Genomic DNA, 19,665 nt, shown 5'->3' on the forward strand with positions numbered 1-19,665 from the left:
ATTAAATGAGAGACGTTGCTTTAAATATAAAAAAACTTGCTTTATTTAATTTTTTTACAGAAATAAAATTTTATTCCCCTATTATTGTTATTGTTTTAAATTCTTTTTTAGGAAATTATACAACATCAATGTCCATTCTTTCAGTGATGTCTCTAGCTGTAATTTTGATGGAATTTCCTACTGGTGTTCTGGGAGATTTAGCTGGAAAAAAAACTGCTACTATTTTAGGAGTAATATGCAACCTTATTGGTATCAGTTTATGGGCCTTATTTCCAGTTTACTGGAGTTTTATTACAGGTGCATTTCTTCTGGGAATAGCTACTGCTTTTTTTTCAGGAAATAATGAAGCTCTTTTATATGATTCCTTAAAAGAAAAAAATCTACAAGAAGAATTTCATGCATATTTAGGAAAAACAAATTATACAATGCAATTTGCTCTGGTTTTTGCAGCAATTCTATCAACAATTCTTGCAAAATACTCAATGAGACTCGTATTAATCCTTTCGATTTTTCCACAAATTATAAGCCTGATTATTGCATTTACTTTTGTTGATACAAAATGTAAGACGCAGGTAAAAAATCCATTTAAACATGTAGCTGCGGCATTAAAAAAAATGGCAAAAAATCGAAAATTAATTGGAATAATATTAGCAAAATCTTTACAGGAAGGCCTTTCCTCTTCTTCTTATCAGTTGCAATCAGTATTTTTTAACAGTTTATGTCCACTCTGGTTTATTGGAGTTTTACGCGGTTTATCTAATGTACTTGGTGCATTAAGTTTCTATTTTTCAGATAAAGTCTTCAAGAAATTCTCAAAACGTATTTGTTTAATTGTCTGTAATCTATACGGACGTTTATCTAGTTTGCTTGCAATATTTATAAATACTATTATTTCACCATTTTTATTTATTTCTTCTTCATTATTTTATGGAATTTCAACTGTAGCTAACAGTTCACTAATGCAAGCAGAATTTTCTGATGAAGAACGTGCAACAATGGGATCAATAACATCATTTATTGGTTCTATATTTATTGCAATACTTTCTATTTTGGTAGGTTATATCGCAGATAGATTTTCTGTTCGACATAGTCTTTATATTATTCAATTGTTTATGTTTTTACCATTATTTATTTATTGGAGGATTTTATGAAAGAAAACATCGAATTGCTTAATGAAATTAGCAAAAATAACGTAAAAGGGTTTATAAAAAAATTTATAGACACTAATTTTTATACAGAACGGTATTTAGATGAATGTGTTGATATTATCGGAAATAACGATTTAAAAAAACTCGATAATATGAATATTTATGGAAAAGAATTAGCCTCAATAAGAGAGAAAAATAAACGAGAAGAACGTAAACAAGAAAAGTTTGCAGTTATTTACGAAATCTTTATCCGGCATTATGGAGCAACAGGTACAGATTTACAGTCGATAGGCAAATTAAAACATATAACTAAAGAAAAACTCATTGGGTTAAAAGAAATGGGAATTACTCATATTTGGCTCATGGGCTTACTTGATACAAATGTTTATCCATATATAAAGCAAGGATTAAAACCTCAGTGGATAAAGGGCGATATAGGTTCCCCATATTCGGTATTTAATTACAAAAAAATAGATCCGCTATATTTAGACGAAACAGATACCGGTTTTGATGAGTTTGACAGACTTATAAAAGATGCAAACGAAGTTGGTATTAATATAATGATTGACCTTGTACCAGCTCATACTTCCTGGTCGGTTGAAAATGACCGATGGATACCAAATCCAAATTTTGAATTTATTCCTTTTAGAACTGAAGGAAAAAATCATTACGTGGGACAATATTTGTTACCAAATCATGGTGGTATTGGCAAATTTAGATGGCGTGATACAGCAGAAATTGATTTTACTTATAATGATATCAACGATGCTAATTCCGTATATCGTTTGTTCGATGATATTGTTGCTTTTTGGCAAAGCAAAGGTATTAAAGGGTTTAGAACTGATGTTTCAGATGGATGCCCTGTAAGTTTTTGGGAATATATTATTTCAAACGCAAAAAAAAGAGACAACGATGTGTTCTTTCTTTGTGAAGCACTTTCAAGCTATGGAGATGGCTTGTCTTTCTTAGGTGAACTTAATTGTTTCGATTCTGTCTATAATTATCCATTTTACAACATTGTTCGCAATACAACTAAAGGAAACTGGGCTCAAGATTTATACCAATATCCGTTTGACTATAATTTACAAGATTATTTTCCTAATACATTTCTTACATATTTTCAGTCACACCATGATACTAACCGAATTATGTCTGACAAATATTCTTACTCAAATATTCAATCAGATGCTGAAAAAGTTGAAATTGGATTATCTCATTTTGAATATTCAGTTCTTCGTTCTAACGGTCAGATTATGGTTTATAACGGCGACGAAATTGGAGATTGTGGAAATATTGATGGAATAAGTCCGTTAAAAACTTATTATAGTTATAAAGAAGGGTTTGATAAATTATCACAAAAAAATGAGCGTGAACAAAAAATATTTAATCGCTATTCATATATTTTAAATTTTGCACACAAAGATATTATTAAATATGGTAGTTATATTAATCTATACGATAAGAATCATACCCAAAATGATAATTCAGAACGATTCTTCTACAATAAATACATTGATGCATTCATTCGATATTATCAAAATACAGTTTTACTTGTCATTTCAAATTTCAGCAGAGAAAGTAAAACAATATCTTTTGATATATCTCAACTTGCAAATATTGTAAAAGCAGAAAAATATATATTAACTGATATATCACCTGACAAATCATGTAGAAAAGATATAGAGCTTTCGGAATGTATTGTTAACAAAACAATTAATCGCGAATCTTTAATTAGTGCTGATGCATTTACACTTGATTGTGCACCACACAAGGTTTATGTTTATGAAGTCAAAACTCTCAAATAAAAATGTTTCCTTTAGCTTCGTAATACCCTGTTATGAGAGACATGAACTTTTAACAAACACCCTTAACTCTATTGCTAAACAAAAAGATGTAGATTTTGCAGATATTGAAGTTATTTTAATTGACGATGGTAGTTCCGTGTTTTATGATGTTCGTCTTCTGGAAATACCATTTGAAATTAAATATGTGTATTTAAAACGCACTAAATCATCATGCAGGTCTAAAGCTCGTAATCAAGGTATAAAGTTAGCAAAAAATGATGTAATTGTATTTATAGATAGTGATGTAATTATACCAGAAATGTATTTATTCAATTTAAAAAAATACTTTTTAGCGTGTAAAAACAGTGTAGTCATAGGAACACGGCTTTTACTTAATGATACTATTAGTATAAAAGAACTTGATATAGATACAATAAAATCAAATTCTGATTTTTTTGAATTCCGGCACAAAGTTTTAGCTCGATATTCGTTCAACTCTAATTGTATAAGATTTCCCTGGCTTTTAAGTTTTACTTGTAATTTAGCAGTAAGCAGAAATGCACTTATCAAAACTGGAGGCTTTGATGAAGGTTTTAAAAATTGGGGTATTGAAGATACTGAAATATCATATAGGCTTTATAAAAATGGTGTAAAGTTTTATATAGCCCATGATACAGAAGTAATTCATCAATATCATAAATCAGATTCAATAAATTCTGATGAATATATAAAAGCTAACTTTACGTATTTTTGCAAATTGCACCCAGAAGTAATAAAAAAAATCAACCGTGATGATTTATTAGGCATGTTTTTAGCAAAAGTATCGGTACATAAAGCTTTAAATAATTTAAAAAACAAAAAGGAAAGAAACTTAGAATTAAATGAAAACACAAAAAAAATAAAGATTTTCCTATATGTTATACTTTGTATCTTACAGAATAAAAAATTAAATGTATATGATAAAACAGTGAACGGAGATTTTTCTATATTTGTTCAAAACTTTCCTTTGTTTAATATCTATTATTATCCAGTTGAAGTACGTCCGTATTTACAAATGTATAAGTTTGAATATCACTGTTAAAAGTTCAATAAATAAACTATTGTAAAAAAAATGAAAAAGGCCCCGAGTTTGATATGTACCCCCTTTTCTGGACAAACAGAAAGGGGGTATTTTTAAGAGATATTTTTTAGTTCTTATTTTTTACAAAAATAAGAAAGTTTATTTGTTTCAATAAAAAAATTAATTTTATGATATACTCAATTTATGAGAAAATTGCACCCGCTAGACATTATTTTTGTAGTATCAGTTCTCGGGCTTGGTATATTCCTTACAGTCAAAAGTGTTTCTCACAAAGGAAGTGTTTTTTCTATAAAAGCAGACGGCAACCGATACGAATATTCTTGAAAGAAGGACGGAATCTATAAAGTAAGAGGCGCAACGGGTATTACAACCTTTGAGATAAAAGATGGACGCGTTCGTATTATTGATTCTCCGTGTCCTAATAAAACATGTGTTAATCAGGGCTGGCACTCGCCTCTTGTCTGTCTTCCAAACAATGTAATAATCACTCTCGAAGAAGAAGGAGAATTTGATACAATCTCGGAATAAATCTCTAGCATACTTAAACGCAATTACCCTTCTTTTATCTTATGTAGAAATGATTCTACCGAGATTCGTTCCTTTTTTCAGACTAGGACTGACAAACTCTGTAATTCTTTTGGCTCTGGATTTAGATTTCGGACCTTTTCTAATTCTTGCAGTACTAAAGGCAGCTGCTGCTTCTCTTATGGGAGGCACTTTATTTTCTCCATTCTTTTTGATTTCTCTGTTTCAGTCAGTTGTAAGTGCTCTTGTAATGAGACTGTTATATAAACTGATTTCAAAGAAAGCCGTCAGCATTTTCGGAATTTCTATCGCCGGCTCTGCTATCAGTGCTGTCATTCAGATTGGGCTGGCCTCACTTTACATTGGAAACAGAACCTTTAGCCTTCTGGGGCCCATGCTGATTTTTTAATACGGCAAGCGGAATTATTACGGCCCTGTTCAGTGAAAAATTCGGAATAAAAGAGAGTATAAGAGATATTGATGAAAACAAACTTGTAGAAGATGTGGTTGTGCCGGAAATCTCAGAAAATACTGAGGGACACCCCGCCACCAGTCTGCTTTTTGCAGTGGTTCTTCTGGTACTTTCTGCATCTCTGTTCTTTATAAAAGATCTCAGAGTTCTCGGCGGGGCTTTCCTCGCAGCCCTTCTTGCCCAGGCGACTCATATTCAAAAGAAAAATCTTTTTATTACCCCACCTTTCGTTATGGCTGTTTATCTTTATATCAGCAGGCTTTGAGGTACTGCTCAAAGTATGGAATATCTCTATAACGCAGGGAGCACTTTTTATGGCCGCACAGAAAGCCCTCACCCTCTCAACAGTAAGTGCACTGAGTCAGTGCGCCGTAAGTCTAAAGCCTTCTCCAAATACTCTGCTTGGCCAGACTCTTGCGTACTACAGGCAGATGAGCGACCGCTACCGTAAATCAGAAGGATCATTTTTCAAAAGAATCAGCTGTGCACTCAACACGGGAAAAATCAGTTAGAGGTTCAATAAAACCACGGAGTCCCGCACTGTAAATAAGTTCCCGTTCTTTTGTAACAAGCACAAAATCAAAATCAGTATTAGCCTTGTAAAAATCTATCGCGTCATCTTTTCCCATAACAAAAAGAGCAGTACTTAAAGCATCTGCATATTTTCCGCTTTCACAGACAATTGTTACACTTTCAAGATTGCTGTTGCTCGGACAGCCAGTTTTCGGATCAAAGATATGAATATAACGCACACCGTCTTTTTCAAAATATCGCTCATAGCCACCGCTTGTAACAACTGCCTTTGACTCAACACTAAGGGCTGCAGCAGCACCGCCTTCCCACGGATTTTTAATTCCAACACGCCATAAACTTCCATCCGGCTTTTTTCCAACCGCCTGAATATTTCCGCCAAAATCAAGCAGTGCAGATTTTATTCCGTTTGATTTTAATATTTCCACAGCCTTATCTGCTGCATAACCTTTTCCAACAGCTCCAAAATCAAGCTCCATTCTATCAGAAAGCAAAAGGCCTGCAGTATTGCATTCTACCTTCGAAAAATCCGTATTCAAAAGAAGTTCCTGAACACGTTCTGGCGAAGGAACCTTGTACTCTTCTGTAGTAAAGCCCCACTCCCGGATAACAGGATAAAGCGCAGGATTGAAAGCACCACCGGTGCGTAAATACATCTGTTTTGAAAAATCCAGAAGTTCTGAAAGTTCCGGATTTACAGGCGCATCAAGTATTTTATTATGATTTAACTGATACACATCACTATCAGTAAGCGTAGTAGACAAAATACCTTCCAGCTCACACACCTTTTCCTGAATTTCACGGCATACATTCTTCCCCTTCTTTGAAGAACTCGAATAAATACTGACAGTCATATACGTATTCATGGCTGTAAAACTTTCTGAAGTTTTAACCTGACCGCAGGAAATAAAAAGAAAAGAAATATAAAGGAAAATTACAAATGTATTTTTGTTCACAAAAAAAATCTAACAAATCCACAGAATGTAATCAATAAGTTTTCAGTAAAAAAAACAAATTTGTTAGTTAAAACTTACTTGTTTAACATAAAACATTAGGATATATTAGTTTTAGTTAGTATCACCTAACTTTATTTCATAACAATTCGAGGTAATAAAATGAAAAGATGTTTACTCAACTACGGCCTGTTAGCCGTAATGTTTGCTTTAACTTTAAGTGGCTGTAATCACGGAAATCAGGATAATCCTCCTGCCGATGATTCAGTATATGCACTTGTTAATATTCCGTATGAAGAATTCTTCAAGTCAGAAACTACAGACGGAAATTTTGACGCTTATACATCAGCAACACAAAAGGTTGCTAACGGTTCAATGAGCTATGGTACATACCACATTGAAACAACACCAGCACAAGCTGTTGCAAGAGGAATTACCTGCCCTGTAAAGATTTCAAAAGAACTGCTGAAGAGTCTGGGCGGAACAGAAATTACAGATGATTCAGCATCCTTCGATCTAACAATTTCGGGCCGTGCTGCTTCTACAATCCGTTATAGTGGAAAGCAGAATCTTTTCCAGTCTCCGGATTACAGCTACTATATTCTGAGCGAAACTCCAGAATATTATAAGGAAGCAGCTAAATCTGCTGATAAAGTTTCATTCAGCAAAATCAAGGCAAGTCCAAAAGATATGGGAACTCTTTATGTTACTCTTGCAACCGGAGAAGTCCATCATGATTTTTCTCCAACAATCGCTTTGTATAAATCCGAAGAAGAACTTTCTGAAACTAAAACCAGCATCAAAGTTGTAAAACTCGAAGAATTTTCCGGTGCAGAAATTGCAAAAACTGTTACTAAAGATGAAAATGATGAAGAAGTGCTTACAGACAAGCCGCTCAGCACATTAAAGACAATTATTGCGACTGATTCAGATGGCAAAGAGTATGGGCTTACTACACTCAGTAATTTCTTCTGGGGCAAAAAGCAGATTGGCTTTAAGGCTCCTGCAGCCAATGATTATTACCCTCAGCATGAACTTGTAGGAAAAACAATCACAAAGCTTACTTTTATTACAGAATCAGATGTTTATACAACATCAAAAATCATAAAAGGAACAATTGCAGATCCAAAAGCTGCAGATCTGATTTTCACTCCTTCTGATGATCCATCTTTTACTGTTGAAAACATTCAGGGTAAATAAACTGTAAACTACCATAAAAAAAAGGGCAATCAGAATAACTGATTGCCCTTTCTGTTTTATTTCATCAATTCTTTATACTTCTGAGCAAGTCTCTTAGACTTCACTGCAGCAAGTCCGCAATAATTGCTTGGATGCTCAAAGAAGTTTGCAGGATTCTCAACCCCAAGCTTTTCAAGCTGAGCTGTGATGTCTGCATATTCTTTCTCGTGAGTTTTGAGAACTTCGAAGAAAGTCTTTCCGCTCTGCTCTGCTTCGAGAGTAATCTTACGGATAACTTCGTGGCCGTCGTTGTAGCCTGCTTCGCCAAGCAAGATATAAGCTGGTTCTGCAAGAACGCCGCCCTTTACCTTACCACCGGCATTTTCGAGGTTACGTGCCATGCCTTCCTTATCAGCCTGAAGTCCCTTAACAACAGAGTTCATACGTGCAACTGCCATTGTAAATCCGCTTACATAATCAGCAATAAAGCGCTGGCTTGCAGAGTTTGTAAGGTCACGCTGATGTTCAGAAATCTGATCCATATAGAAAGTGATTACGCGTGGACACATAGCCTTCCACAAAGACTTAACGTGCTCACTGTTCCATGGATTTCTCTTCTGAGGCATTGTTGATGAACCAACCTGAGTTGCAGCAAAGTACTCGAATACTTCACCGATTTCTGAACGCTGAAGGTTACGGAGGTCATCTGCAAGGTTAGCTATAATTCCGAATGCAACGTTCATCTCAAGCAAGAGGCGGAGAACGTATTCAGGTTCAACAAGCTGATTTGAATATTCAGATGGTGTAAGACCAAGGAATTCTGTATAAGTGCGTTCGAGTTCTTCAGGATCTTTTACGATCATTGAAGGTCCGTTGTAAGAACCAACAGGACCAGCCAATTTACCAACAAGCTGGTTAGAAAGTTCTTCGATGCGGAGGATTGATTTTCCAAGGCGGCTTACGAACTCAGCAATGCTCCATCCGAAAGTGATAGGTACAGCATGCTGTCCGTGTGTACGGCCAACCTGTGGAGTTGCGCATTCGCGTTCTGCAATGTCGCAGAGATAATTTTCAAGTTTCTTAAGTTCTGGAAGTACGACGTTCTGTGTTACATCGCGCATACGGCAGCTGAGGGCTGTATCAAGAATATCAACTGAAGTAGCACCAAGATGGATAAGTGGTCCGATTTCTGAATCAACCTTAGTTTTCATTACGTTTACAAGAGCACGGATATTGTGCTTTGTTTTTTCTTCTTCTGTGTAAACTTCCTGAGGATCAATGTTTGCAGCAACATCATCAAGAGTTTTTGCAATTTCATCAGTCAATTTTCCACGAAGTTTGAGGTGAGCTTTTACGAGAGCAGCTTCACATTTTGCACAAGAGCGGATAGAAGCTTCTTCGGAAATATACTTAGAAAGGCCGGCAAATGCATCGGCTTCCGACAAAGAGTATCTGTGATCGATACAAGAAAGGTTTTCAAAAATGTTTCGTGTTTCCATAGCGAGATTATAACGAATTTTACAGATATGTGGAAGTTGCACAAATCTTTAAATATATTTAAGATGTCAAAATATAATAACGCCGGTCGTATGATCTGGCAGAAATTTTTATTATGTGAGGTACAACTATGACTATTAAACCTTTTGACTTTAAACTGAAAGACGGCCGCACTGCTACCATTCTTTCCCCACGTGAAGAAGATATCAATGGAGTAATTGAATATCTTAAAATTTCTGCCGGCGAAACCGAGTTTATTTTGCGTTATCCTGAAGAATGCGATAAGTATACTTATGAAGCAGAAAAAGCCCTTTTTGAGCGTAAGAATGCATCTGAAGATGAAGCTATGCTGATCTGCATTGTTGACGGAAAAGTTGCAGGAAACTGTGGTATTCAGTTCAGTTCTCAATTAAAACTCAGGCACCGTGCAGGCGTTGCAATTGCACTGTGCAAGGAATACTGGAACCTCGGAATTGGAACCCGCATGTTCGAAGAAATGGAAAAACTTGCGTTGAATAAGCCATATGTTCAGATTCTTGAGCTTGATTTTGTTGAAGGCAATACAAGAGCCAGAGCTCTTTACGAAAAGATGGGATTCAAAATCACCGGTCGCCGTCCTTCAGCAATCTGCCTGAAAGACGGAACTCTGCTCGATGAATATATGATGCAGAAGAAGCTGGTAAGAAACTAATTAAGAACCGTCATCGGATTTATTGTCTTACCGTTCTTATAAACTGTAAAGTGGAGGTGTGGACCGGTACTCATACCAGTTGATCCTACATAACCAATTACAGTGTTTGTATAAACGAAATTACCTTTACGGCACGCAGTAGACTTCATGTGGCCGTAAAGGGTTTTATATCCTGAATGGTGAGTAATAATTACATAGTTACCATAAGTTGCATTATAGCCGACTGCAGAAACAGTTCCGTCCAAAGCTGCATAAATTGGAGTTCCACTACTTACAGCCATATCAATACCACCGTGGAAAGTACGAGCACCTGCATTAAATGGTGAATTACGCCAGCCATAATTAGAAGAAAGCCAGTAACGTGCATGAAGAGGTTTTTTGAAGAGATCTCCATTGATTTCCTGGCGTGTTGCCCAGTCCAGCTCAGCATCTGGAATAAAAAGTGATGTTCCTGCCTTAAGCTCAGTATCAAGACTTACATAATTTGCATTTGCACATTTTTCAGCATTAACCTTGTATTTATCTGCAATTGTCTGTGGAGTCTCACCGTTTTTCTTTACCGTATAAATGATTCCAGGCATTGAAGGAATCTTAAGATACTGACCAGGCTGAATAAGACGACTCTGCTTAATATTATTTACACTGATAATTGTATCCTGAGTTACATCAAAAGCATCTGCAATAAAACCAATCATATCACCTGATTTTACGCGATAAGTCTGATATGTAATAATAGAAGAATCAGAATCAAAGGATTTTTCTGCCAGACCTTCCTCTGCAAGAAGCTCTTCAGCAGCAATATTTGAATCAGCATCAATAATATCTGCTGATTTTACATCTTTTTCTACAGATGCAAGAAGTGAAGAAAGGTTTTCCTCATATTCCGGTTCGGCAGTAGTTTCAAGACCTCCGACACCATGGCGTGAATCAGGACGGCGTGCTGTAATCAAAACACAAGTTAAAAACACCCCAGCACAAAAACCGAGAACAGAGAGACAAACGACTTGTATAGAATTAGATTTAAAACTCATAACTATACTTTTTACCAATTTCTTAATTATACAATGCCTTTTTTCAGAAATAAAGCATTTTTTTTCAGATATTCGTTCGGCCTCAATTGTCGCTTCACACTTTTTAAGGAACGACTTTTCTCCAATCTTTTCACTCATTTCTTGCAAATCCCCACCAGATAAGTTTCAAACGATTCTGCACGACAGGCTTCAGGTTTAAAACCTTTGGCAGAAGTAAAAGTTTCTCGCATAAGCTTTAAAAGCCTCTGCTGATCTCCATTCTGAAAAATCTTTACACAAAAATTAGCTCCAGGTTTAAGCATAGTCTGAGCATACCAGATAGCCATTTCAACGAGCTGTTCGCTACGGGCAGTATCTACAGTTCTATTCCCGGTAGTTTTTGGAGCTGCATCACAGACAACGAGGTCATAAGGACCTTCACTCTTTATCTGATTACGGATTTCCGGAGCATTAAGATCGCCCTGAATAAAAACAAGATTATCGCCTTTTACAGTTTTTGCCAGAGGATTCAAATCACATGATACAACCTTACCAGAACCATCCAGCTGACGAAGTAAGAAAGTAGTCCAGCTTCCCGGTGCAGATCCCAAATCAAGAACAGTATAATTTTTCTTAATCATTCCGAATTTCTCGTCAATTTCCTTAAGTTTATAAACTGAACGAGCAGGATATCCTTCTGAGAAAGCTTTCTGAGACCAGTAATCTGGTTTTTCGTATGAATTTTTTGCCATAGTTATTTATCGGTATAAAAAAATGGATATTTAGATAAAAAAAACAGGAGGAGCCTTCCCCTCCTGTCTTTTTTTCGTGTTTAGATTTTGATTTTTGCGTTATTTCTGAAAGAATTGTCCCTTTTTTTTACGCTGCCATTGTCGTTGTAAAAGGTCGTTTACATTGATTACAGGATTTCCGCTGGTACGCCGAGCAAGAATATTTTTGTAAATATTCAGAACATTTTCTTTTGGCTGAATGAAAGATTTATCATGACTCAGACAGAAGTACGGAACATCTATCTGCTCCATCCTTTTAATCATCTGCTCAAGCAGTTGAACGTTATATTGATGGGCTTTAAGGCGATACTTACAATAGGTTGCGTCACCAAGAAAAACATAATCCTTGTATTCCAGTGCAAGACACCCCTTTGCATGACTGGATGGAAACTGATAGATTTTGATGCCGTCTGGAAAAGTAAGGTCTGAATCAACAACAGTCCCTGCCCTCGTATATTTTTTTGTGTATTTTGTAACATAAAGAGTATCATATTTGACTTTCAAAAGATTCAGAATGTGATCCGGATGAAAGTGCGAAATAACTATATTCTTTTTGCCTTCTACAGAGTTTATAAGGCCTGCTGCCTCTGAATTTGCTCCTGTGTCAAAAATCCAGGTAACCTCAGAGCCTGCAGGTTTTATAAAAACTACATCGCTCGAGATAGGATTTTCGACAGAGGGAAGATAGGATATTTCGGGAGTAATATACACGAGTGGCATAACGATTATTTCTTTAACAAAGCTGCAAATGGATTATATGTCTCGCCGTCATCATCCTGTGAACTCATATACTGTGCTGCAGTATCATCCTGCTCTTTTGAAGTAGCTGTAGTCAAAGAAATACGCTTATTAGCAGCATCTACCTTTGTTACAACAACACTCATTTCCTGGCCAGGCTTATAAACCTTTTTCAGATTTGTATTTGCGCTAAGTCCTTCAAGTTCGCTTACATGAACAAGACCGTCTATTCCCTTATCAAGATTTACAAAGAGACCGAAATCCATAATCTTGCTGATTTTTCCATCTACCTTTGTTCCAACAGGGAACTTGCTTGCAGCCTCCTCCCAAGGATCAGACATCAAAGCCTTAAGACTTACGCTTACACGCTCATTTTTCCAGTCTGTTTTAATAACCTTTACTTTAAGTTCCTGACCAACTTCAACAACTTCACCAGCATCAGATACACGGTCAAAAGAAAGCTCACTGATTGGAAGAAGTGCACGGAAGCCCTGAATATTTACAAATGCTCCAAACTTTTCAATACTTTCTACAGTTGCTTCTACAACAGCGCCTTCTGTAATCTGAGTTGCAAGCTTACCAAGCTTATTTGCATATTCGCTTTCACCGATTTTGCGGTTAGAAACCAGAATATCTTTTCCATCATTCTTATATTCAGTAATAATGAAGCTCAGAGTTTTTCCAACATAGAAAGCAGGCTCTTTTTTATCCTTAAATCCCATCTGAGAATATGGACAGAAAGCACGTTTTCCACCGATTTTTACATCAAAACCGCCTTTAATTTCTGCATCAACATGACCTTCTACTGGAATACCGCCCTTAAAAGCATTTTCAATCATTGTATCGTCAGCAGAACTTCCTCCGATTTTAGTTGTAAAACGCATTTCACCACGAACTTCACCGGTAAAGAAAACCTTTATTTTATCGCCTTCTTTTACGCTTACGTTGCCTTCCTCATCCTTAAACTCAGCAACATCAATAACGCCTTCAGACTTTGCACTCAAATCAACAAAAACTGTGGAATCAGTAACAGCTACTACTGTAGTTTCAAAGCTGTCACCAATATTAAATCTATTCATCATATTAAAACCTCCAAAAGATGCGGTTTTAATATTACATTAAAAGAGGATTTTATGAAATAGAGGAACTAATAATATCTGGCTTCAGTAAAGTGTTTAATCAGAATGTCCTGGGACGGCATATCAATATTAACATCAGAATCAGGAACACTGATTGGCAGATAAAGCGACCAGGCATTCTTTAACGGAATGAGAGCAGCATTTTCACCGGCTTTTCTCCATTCACGGGCCCCATATGACCAGGCAAGACTGAAAGTATCCTGTGAAAGTGTAATTTCTACAGGAACCCAGAGTTTTCCTTCTGCGACTATATAATATCCTTTTCGAACAGAACCAATTTTATCTGCAGAAAGCCCTGAATCAAATGCCATATAGATATGGCCCGGAACTGTTATAAATGCAGTTTCAATACCAAGAGCTTCGAGTAACGAACAGTTAAGAATTGTAAGATCGTCACAGTCACCACCATGGTATAAAAGTGTCTGATATGGGAACTGAAGGAAGTCTACAGCAGCAGTACCAACATTATCTGTAAACGCACTCGAAGGATCTACTACATAGTTAATACCAAAGGCCTTAAGAGCACCAAAAATTGCAGCAGCGTACTGAACATTCTCCGGAATATCCTTACGGAGATTGTTTCTTACAGCAGTTTTTACAAGACGTGCAAATCTCTGTGCTGTGGCGTCTCGTCCAGAAACAAAGGCTGCTGCACGGCGATCATCTTCCCAGGTCATTGAATTACGGCTTAAAGCAGTAACTGGAATGTTATAGGTAGATGTCTGTTTTTTTCCGATTGAATAATAAGTTACAGTAACTTCCAGATCAGAAGACTTTGGCTGTATAAGTTCGAGAATATTTTCATTAAAAAGCGCACAGGCAGAAACTTCAAAAGAGTCTCCGCGCCCTACCTGTGGAGCCTGATAAATTATATATGGAGTAATCATAAAGGAATCAACGAGAATTGAAACTTCTACATCATAAATATCATTTTCTTCATTATTAACAAAAGTAAAATGACCAAAAGGATTATCAGAATAATGCGAAAAGAATACAGGGAACAGCGGCTCAACCTCATTTTCTTCCATTGAAATCTTATTAGAACTGAAAAGTCCACGTGAAAGACTATATCTGATTCCAATACCAAGCTCGAAATTATTCATAAAAGGACTTGGTCTGGTATAGTAAGTCTTAAAGCCACCAAAGGCAGAAAGTGAAAAAGCAGGTCCAAGATAAAACTCACCGCCTACTCTACCGCCGAAAACCAGTCCGCTGGCAGATTGTATATTTGCAGCATCAGATGTATTAAAACTCCATAGTCCGGCATAAACTTCCGGAAAAACGGCAAATCTGTCATTTATTCGGAAGTTATATCCAAGACCAAGAGCACCATCAAAAAGCGACTGAATTCCTAAACCTTCTACAGGATATACTGAATAAGTAAACTCACCAGATATAAAGATTTTATCGCGGCCCCTCAAACTGACCGGAGCAATATCAATTCCGACATTTCCTCCAAAGCCACCTGCCTTATTCATAAAATTATTCAGAGGAGCTTCATAGACCGGATATAAATGCAAAGACAGGTCTAATGCCGAAGCCCCAGCTGTAAGTAAGGTAATAATGGAAAGTATAATTGCTGTCTTTTTTATTCTTAACTGTTTCAACTCTTCTCTTCCTTTCCTATTACTTACTCAACTTTTGAATTTGCATTTTCAAGACCTTTCTGGGCAACTTTATTTGAAGGGTCTTTTTCAAGAACTCGTCTATATTGAGCTGCAGCAGCGGTATAATTCTTTTCTATCATGAGGATGTTTGCAGTATTGTTCATTGCAGAAACTGTTGAAAGCTTCTGGAATTCACGTTTTGCCTCTGAATATCGGCCGGCACGAACAAGTGCAACGCCAAGTTTGTTTGTATTACCAGCTGCACGTTCACGTTTGATTACTGCTTCAATATCAGAATCAATATAACTCTGAATTGCAGCCTTTATATTCTTTACCAGTGCATCCTGTTTTGGAAGTGTAACATTTGAGTTATTGCTGTAAGCAACCGGCTTATAAAGTGTCCAGGCATCAGTTGTATCAATAAACTCATAGAAAACATCTTCGCTTGTAAGACATTTTGCAACAGCTTCTGAACCAGCCTTGAAACTTGCAGTAAAACCTTTGCTCAAAGCAGCCATTGAAAGAGCAAGATAAACGGATTCAGATTCTTCATCTATCAAAAGTCCATCTGTTGTGGCGAAATTACTTAAAACCTGAGCCGGAGAAATTCCAAGTCGAACGAGAACAAGGAAATCATCATCTAAAGGCATAAAGCCAGTCGGAACATTTACAGTCTGCAGGCAGGAACAAAGAAGAATTCCAAGCTCATCATAATCACCAGAAAGATACTGCATTGTCTGCAGCGGATACTGAATTGAATCAAGTTTATCCGAAAGATGATATTCGTTATATGGAGATGTTGTATCTGCAGAATAATTCATTCCGATAAGACGAAGCCCTTCTACCATTCCTACTGCATACTGAAGATTTGCATTCATACCCGTGTAAAGATTGTTACGGGTAATTCCTGCGACATCTTTTGCAAAGGTTGCAATTTCCTGGGAATCTGGAGAAATAAAGGCAGCAAGTCCTGCATAATCACTCCAGTTAAAGGCATTTCTGTTATTTACCGAAATAACAACTGACTCAACGGCAGTCATTCTTTTTCCAAGGAACTCATATTCTATTACAACTTCACCACTGATTTTTCCGTTTTCTGTGTATTTCAGGATTTCATCAGAAAAATCTGCACAAAGCGGGAAAGTCATAGTTGAATGGCGGTTGATTCTGGAAGCAGAACCACAAAGTTTAGTTCCAGCTGTATATCTGTTTATACGAAAATAAACATTTACATTTCTGAGTTCTGCACCATCATCATTGCGTAGATATATAGTACCAAAAGGCTCTGTTCCATAAACAGCAGAATAAACAGGATAAACGACACTATCCTGAACAACCCGAACAGACAAAGCAGAACTGCGTGTATTATTACCTACACTTCCACTGAATCTAAGAGAGAGTCCGCCATACAGTCCAGAAAGAAAACTTTCTTTTCCGGCATCAGCACAAAAACTTGCATAACCACCAAAGGCACTTACGGTAAATTTAGGATTCACACGAAAACCAAGTTCACCAAAGGCACGCCAGTAAATATCAGAGAAAGAAGTTTTCGAATTAGAATCACCATCTTTCTTCAGCTGAGAAATATAAGTAGTTGCACCAAATGCACCACCAGCACCGATATAAAGACGTGAAATAGGATAGTAGTAAAGTCCGAGATTTGCACCACCAAAAGCAACATTTATTGCCTGGTTATCTCCAGAAGGCTTTTCATAAAGGTAACCGCCTTCTCCTCCAATTGTCAAAAGATTAAACAAATCTATTCCACCAGAAACAACAGCTCCTGGAGCAAAAGACATATACTCTTCTCTCGGAAAAATAACGACAGGTTCAAGTTTGAATACAAAATCAAGTGCGGTAAGTGAGCAGATATTTATTGCTGCCAGTAATGCCAAAGACAGTATTTTTTTCATTGGAACTCAACCCCTATATTATAATAGTTAATTATATCCTACAAATTTTTATATGTCACTTAAAAATAAATAAACAGGGCTGAACAAGTACAGTTATTTCCTTTGCATTGTTATAGCCAATTGTGTTTACTATTTCATCATGTCACTTAAAAATAACTATGGAAAAATCCCTGTTTCTACCATATAATATCATTATACGTAAAAACACCCCCAGGAAAGTAAAAAATGAAAAACAAATCTCCAAAGACGAAAAAGCATAATTCGTCAAAAAATAAAATCAAAATCAATACTAAAAAAATATTTTTCTTTGTATGCAGAATTATTCCGGCAATCTTTCTTACTATTCTTTTTCTATTGCCAATGGGAATGCAGGGCATGAATCTTGGTGAAGCAGAAAATACTGCAAACCTGATTTATCCATACATGCTGCCATTTATCCATTCTTCAACTATTCAGGAAAGTATTCTTCATATTGTTTACTTTATGATTTACTTTCTCCCCTTCACAGCTCTTTTTCTTTTGATTTCAATTTTAATAAAAGGAAAGGTTAATACAATTCTTTATATTCTCACTTATATCAGCCTTACCTTCTATCTTTTCTGTTCAATAACATGCATTATAATTTTTGCAAACTGCTGGCGATGGTTTCTTACATTACCAGTTTCAGTCTATGTTGCATTAGGATTAAGTTTTATTTCTCATGCCCTGATGTCTATTTTTGGGATTTTTTTCCTTCGTGAAATGAATCCTGAATTTGCAGAGTATAAGAAGTTTCAGGCAGAATCAAAACAGAAAACAAAAATCTCAATTAAAACAAAGTTCACTGTAACAATTATCACTGCAATTGCAGTTGTCATGGTAATCTTTACACTTCTGATTCTACACAGCTATAAAAAAATGTTTACAGAAGCTGTAAGTGATGTTGGGCGTTCTCAGGCAGAACAAACTTCTACTGTTTATGATTCTGCAGATGGAAAATATGAAAAAATCGCTCCATATTTTACTCAGCAGAAAGAATCAAACAGCTATGCCGATTGTCCTTTTGAACGAATTGATATCATCACAACAAGTACACCGGGAAATATTATTTTCCAGAAAACAGGCGAACACATTACCTTTGTTCCGGCAGAAGATGGAACAGAAATTAAACTGGAAGATATTGAATGGCCTGAATATGATGTATTTTCTTATACTACAGCGACTGGCCATGTAAAGGATATTCCAGAAGAAGAAAAACGTATCTCTCCGGAAAAAGCTCGAGAATACTTTATAAACTTTCAGAGCGGAAACTATAAAAAACAGCCTGTGCTTGACGGCGACTACTGTAAATATATTTATCCGGTTTCATTTACAAGAAAAAACGGTTTTAAGCTTGTAGGATTTTCAATTGTTACTTACAAATCTGAAATCCTCATGCGTTCTTATTTCCACGTACAGATTTATGTTTTCACCATGGTTGTGATGTTCCTATACATTTCGATTATTCTTGCACTTTTTATTGCAGATTTCATCACAAATCCATTGCTCTTTCTTAAAACAAATGTCCGTAAAACTGCAAATACGCTTGAAGAAATTCTGGACGGTAATTCTAAAATAACAGCAGAACAGCTTACCTTTATTGATTCCATTAAGACTCATGATGAGACAAAGGATCTTTCCAAGGAAATCAAAAACATGGTTGGAATTATCCGCGGAATTATTCCTTACATTTCGTTCTCTACGCTGCAGGCTGCCGACAAGGATACTAAAAAAGCAAGTTCTTCCCGTGAACTTTGCTTCCTGTTTACAGATATCCGTGGCTTTACAACTTTATGCGAAGGTAAAAAACCTCAGGATGTTGTAGAAATTTTGAATCACTATCTGGATATTGAAACTGAAATCATTTTGAATAATGGCGGAGATGTAGATAAGTTTGTTGGTGATGAGATGATGGCTTTCTTCTCCGGCCCTAAAAAGGAATATAATGCCTGCAAGGCTGCTATGGAAATCCGTGCAGCAATGAGAGCTCAACAGCAGCAGGCTCTTGCTGATGGTTCTGATTATATTTCAATGGGAATTGGTATCAACACCGGCCGTGTAATTTTTGGTTCTGTCGGTGCACGAAGCCGTATGGACTTTACTTCGATTGGTGATACTGTAAATCTTGCAGCCCGTCTTGAAGGAGCAAATAAAGCTTACGGCTCTAAAGCAATTATTACGGAAGCTGTTTTTGACAAGTTGAAAGATACCTTTGTCTGCCGTGAACTGGACTTTATCAAAGTAAAGGGCAAAAATGAACCTGTACGTATTTATGAGATTCTTCAGACTAAAGCAGCTGCAACTGACAAGCTTTTTGAAATAAAAGATCTGTTTGAAAAAGGTCTTGCGGCATACCGCAAACAGGCATGGGATAATGCGGAAGAAATGTTCCAGTTGTGTAACGAAAAATATCAGGATATGCCGTCCGTAGTATTCATCGACCGTATTGCCCACTTTAAAACAAACCCACCTCCGAAGAAATGGGATGGTGTTTTTGAGCTGAAAGTCAAATGATTCACAGTCATTGCGAGGAGTGAAACGACGAAGCAATCTATTTAATGGATTGCTTCGCTACGCTCGCAATGACG

19 protein-coding genes are annotated in these 19,665 nt (G+C 36.5%); 11 read left to right on the forward strand and 8 right to left on the reverse strand.

The annotated features are described in order from the left end of the window. Positions 1 to 5: 5 nt before the first annotated feature. The 8 genes from BMY21_RS09035 to BMY21_RS09065 all read left to right on the forward strand — a co-directional run bounded on the left by BMY21_RS09035 (position 6) and on the right by BMY21_RS09065 (position 5,522). Positions 6 to 1,151 (forward strand): MFS transporter, encoded by a 1,146-nt coding sequence (locus tag BMY21_RS09035; RefSeq protein WP_074643109.1) that lies wholly within the window; start codon positions 6 to 8, stop codon positions 1,149 to 1,151. After that, positions 1,148 to 2,953, forward strand: coding sequence for an alpha-amylase family glycosyl hydrolase (locus BMY21_RS09040; protein WP_074643111.1), 1,806 nt, complete (start codon positions 1,148 to 1,150; stop codon positions 2,951 to 2,953). The genes BMY21_RS09035 and BMY21_RS09040 overlap by 4 nt, the downstream gene beginning before the upstream one ends. Continuing rightward, complete coding sequence (locus BMY21_RS09045; RefSeq protein ID WP_177177733.1) at positions 2,931 to 4,013, forward strand: glycosyltransferase family 2 protein; 1,083 nt, start codon at positions 2,931 to 2,933, stop codon at positions 4,011 to 4,013. The genes BMY21_RS09040 and BMY21_RS09045 overlap by 23 nt, the downstream gene beginning before the upstream one ends. Positions 4,014 to 4,196: 183 nt before the next feature. Further along, a complete protein-coding gene (locus BMY21_RS15830; RefSeq protein ID WP_177177734.1) occupies positions 4,197 to 4,337 on the forward strand; it encodes a hypothetical protein in 141 nt (46 codons plus the stop codon). A gap of 12 nt (positions 4,338 to 4,349) precedes the next feature. Beyond that, positions 4,350 to 4,541 (forward strand): NusG domain II-containing protein, encoded by a 192-nt coding sequence (locus tag BMY21_RS16130; RefSeq protein ID WP_083379820.1) that lies wholly within the window; start codon positions 4,350 to 4,352, stop codon positions 4,539 to 4,541. Continuing rightward, positions 4,522 to 4,947 (forward strand): Gx transporter family protein, encoded by a 426-nt coding sequence (locus BMY21_RS09055; protein ID WP_074643116.1) that lies wholly within the window; start codon positions 4,522 to 4,524, stop codon positions 4,945 to 4,947. The genes BMY21_RS16130 and BMY21_RS09055 overlap by 20 nt, the downstream gene beginning before the upstream one ends. A gap of 100 nt (positions 4,948 to 5,047) precedes the next feature. Then, positions 5,048 to 5,275, forward strand: a complete 228-nt coding sequence (locus tag BMY21_RS09060) for a hypothetical protein (protein WP_074643118.1) — start codon at positions 5,048 to 5,050, stop codon at positions 5,273 to 5,275. Between the two features lie 49 nt (positions 5,276 to 5,324). Then, positions 5,325 to 5,522, forward strand: a complete 198-nt coding sequence (locus tag BMY21_RS09065) for a hypothetical protein (protein WP_074643120.1) — start codon at positions 5,325 to 5,327, stop codon at positions 5,520 to 5,522. Here BMY21_RS09065 and BMY21_RS09070 read toward each other — a convergent pair. Continuing rightward, positions 5,472 to 6,497: an FAD:protein FMN transferase gene (locus BMY21_RS09070; RefSeq protein ID WP_074643121.1), complete on the reverse strand. Its 1,026-nt coding sequence runs from the start codon at positions 6,495 to 6,497 to the stop codon at positions 5,472 to 5,474. The genes BMY21_RS09065 and BMY21_RS09070 overlap by 51 nt on opposite strands. A gap of 159 nt (positions 6,498 to 6,656) precedes the next feature. Here BMY21_RS09070 and BMY21_RS09075 point away from each other — a divergent pair, with 159 nt between their 5' ends. Continuing rightward, positions 6,657 to 7,694 carry a hypothetical protein gene (locus BMY21_RS09075; protein WP_074643125.1) on the forward strand — a complete coding sequence of 346 codons (1,038 nt, stop codon included), beginning with the start codon at positions 6,657 to 6,659 and terminating at the stop codon, positions 7,692 to 7,694. A 56-nt stretch (positions 7,695 to 7,750) separates the two neighbouring features. On the opposite strand, the gene BMY21_RS09080 is transcribed toward BMY21_RS09075, so the two are convergent. Then, on the reverse strand, positions 7,751 to 9,172 hold the full coding sequence (locus BMY21_RS09080) for a lyase family protein (protein WP_074643127.1): 1,422 nt from the start codon (positions 9,170 to 9,172) through the stop codon (positions 7,751 to 7,753). 128 nt (positions 9,173 to 9,300) lie between these two features. On the opposite strand from BMY21_RS09080, the gene BMY21_RS09085 reads away from it, so the two are divergent. Further along, positions 9,301 to 9,861: a GNAT family N-acetyltransferase gene (locus tag BMY21_RS09085; RefSeq protein ID WP_074643131.1), complete on the forward strand. Its 561-nt coding sequence runs from the start codon at positions 9,301 to 9,303 to the stop codon at positions 9,859 to 9,861. Here BMY21_RS09085 and BMY21_RS09090 read toward each other — a convergent pair. The 6 genes from BMY21_RS09090 to BMY21_RS09115 all read right to left on the reverse strand — a co-directional run bounded on the left by BMY21_RS09090 (position 9,858) and on the right by BMY21_RS09115 (position 17,059). Beyond that, positions 9,858 to 11,030, reverse strand: coding sequence for a peptidoglycan DD-metalloendopeptidase family protein (locus BMY21_RS09090; protein WP_256210350.1), 1,173 nt, complete (start codon positions 11,028 to 11,030; stop codon positions 9,858 to 9,860). The genes BMY21_RS09085 and BMY21_RS09090 overlap by 4 nt on opposite strands. Beyond that, a complete protein-coding gene (locus tag BMY21_RS09095) occupies positions 11,027 to 11,623 on the reverse strand; it encodes an SAM-dependent methyltransferase (RefSeq protein ID WP_074643132.1) in 597 nt (198 codons plus the stop codon). Before BMY21_RS09095 ends, BMY21_RS09090 begins: the two co-directional genes overlap by 4 nt. Positions 11,624 to 11,722: 99 nt before the next feature. Beyond that, positions 11,723 to 12,382 carry an MBL fold metallo-hydrolase gene (locus BMY21_RS09100; RefSeq protein WP_074643134.1) on the reverse strand — a complete coding sequence of 220 codons (660 nt, stop codon included), beginning with the start codon at positions 12,380 to 12,382 and terminating at the stop codon, positions 11,723 to 11,725. A gap of 5 nt (positions 12,383 to 12,387) precedes the next feature. Further along, a complete protein-coding gene (locus tag BMY21_RS09105) occupies positions 12,388 to 13,482 on the reverse strand; it encodes a 30S ribosomal protein S1 (protein WP_074643138.1) in 1,095 nt (364 codons plus the stop codon). Between the two features lie 65 nt (positions 13,483 to 13,547). Continuing rightward, the gene (locus BMY21_RS09110; protein WP_074643141.1) at positions 13,548 to 15,146 is read right to left on the reverse strand and encodes a putative outer membrane beta-barrel protein; all 1,599 of its coding nucleotides are present in this window, start codon (positions 15,144 to 15,146) and stop codon (positions 13,548 to 13,550) included. A gap of 23 nt (positions 15,147 to 15,169) precedes the next feature. Next, positions 15,170 to 17,059 (reverse strand): tetratricopeptide repeat protein, encoded by a 1,890-nt coding sequence (locus BMY21_RS09115; protein WP_074643143.1) that lies wholly within the window; start codon positions 17,057 to 17,059, stop codon positions 15,170 to 15,172. A gap of 225 nt (positions 17,060 to 17,284) precedes the next feature. On the opposite strand from BMY21_RS09115, the gene BMY21_RS09120 reads away from it, so the two are divergent. Beyond that, positions 17,285 to 19,591, forward strand: coding sequence for an adenylate/guanylate cyclase domain-containing protein (locus tag BMY21_RS09120; protein ID WP_074643144.1), 2,307 nt, complete (start codon positions 17,285 to 17,287; stop codon positions 19,589 to 19,591). Positions 19,592 to 19,665: the final 74 nt, after the last annotated feature.

Source organism: Treponema bryantii (genome assembly GCF_900111035.1).
GTDB lineage: Bacteria > Spirochaetota > Spirochaetia > Treponematales > Treponemataceae > Treponema_D > Treponema_D bryantii_C.

Bases quoted from the DNA above. Each gene is read 5' to 3' on its own strand.
- BMY21_RS09080 (WP_074643127.1), bottom strand. From the start codon at position 9,172: ATGGAAACACGAAACATTTTTGAAAACCTTTCTTGTATCGATCACAGA.
- BMY21_RS09045 (WP_177177733.1), top strand. From the start codon at position 2,931: ATGAAGTCAAAACTCTCAAATAAAAATGTTTCCTTTAGCTTCGTAATA.
- BMY21_RS09100 (WP_074643134.1), bottom strand. From the start codon at position 12,382: ATGCCACTCGTGTATATTACTCCCGAAATATCCTATCTTCCCTCTGTC.
- BMY21_RS09105 (WP_074643138.1), bottom strand. From the start codon at position 13,482: ATGATGAATAGATTTAATATTGGTGACAGCTTTGAAACTACAGTAGTA.
- BMY21_RS09095 (WP_074643132.1), bottom strand. From the start codon at position 11,623: ATGGCAAAAAATTCATACGAAAAACCAGATTACTGGTCTCAGAAAGCT.
- BMY21_RS09075 (WP_074643125.1), top strand. From the start codon at position 6,657: ATGAAAAGATGTTTACTCAACTACGGCCTGTTAGCCGTAATGTTTGCT.
- BMY21_RS09035 (WP_074643109.1), top strand. From the start codon at position 6: ATGAGAGACGTTGCTTTAAATATAAAAAAACTTGCTTTATTTAATTTT.
- BMY21_RS09085 (WP_074643131.1), top strand. From the start codon at position 9,301: ATGACTATTAAACCTTTTGACTTTAAACTGAAAGACGGCCGCACTGCT.
- BMY21_RS15830 (WP_177177734.1), top strand. From the start codon at position 4,197: ATGAGAAAATTGCACCCGCTAGACATTATTTTTGTAGTATCAGTTCTC.
- BMY21_RS09120 (WP_074643144.1), top strand. From the start codon at position 17,285: ATGAAAAACAAATCTCCAAAGACGAAAAAGCATAATTCGTCAAAAAAT.
- BMY21_RS09040 (WP_074643111.1), top strand. From the start codon at position 1,148: ATGAAAGAAAACATCGAATTGCTTAATGAAATTAGCAAAAATAACGTA.
- BMY21_RS09090 (WP_256210350.1), bottom strand. From the start codon at position 11,030: ATGAGTGAAAAGATTGGAGAAAAGTCGTTCCTTAAAAAGTGTGAAGCG.
- BMY21_RS09065 (WP_074643120.1), top strand. From the start codon at position 5,325: ATGGCCGCACAGAAAGCCCTCACCCTCTCAACAGTAAGTGCACTGAGT.
- BMY21_RS09115 (WP_074643143.1), bottom strand. From the start codon at position 17,059: ATGAAAAAAATACTGTCTTTGGCATTACTGGCAGCAATAAATATCTGC.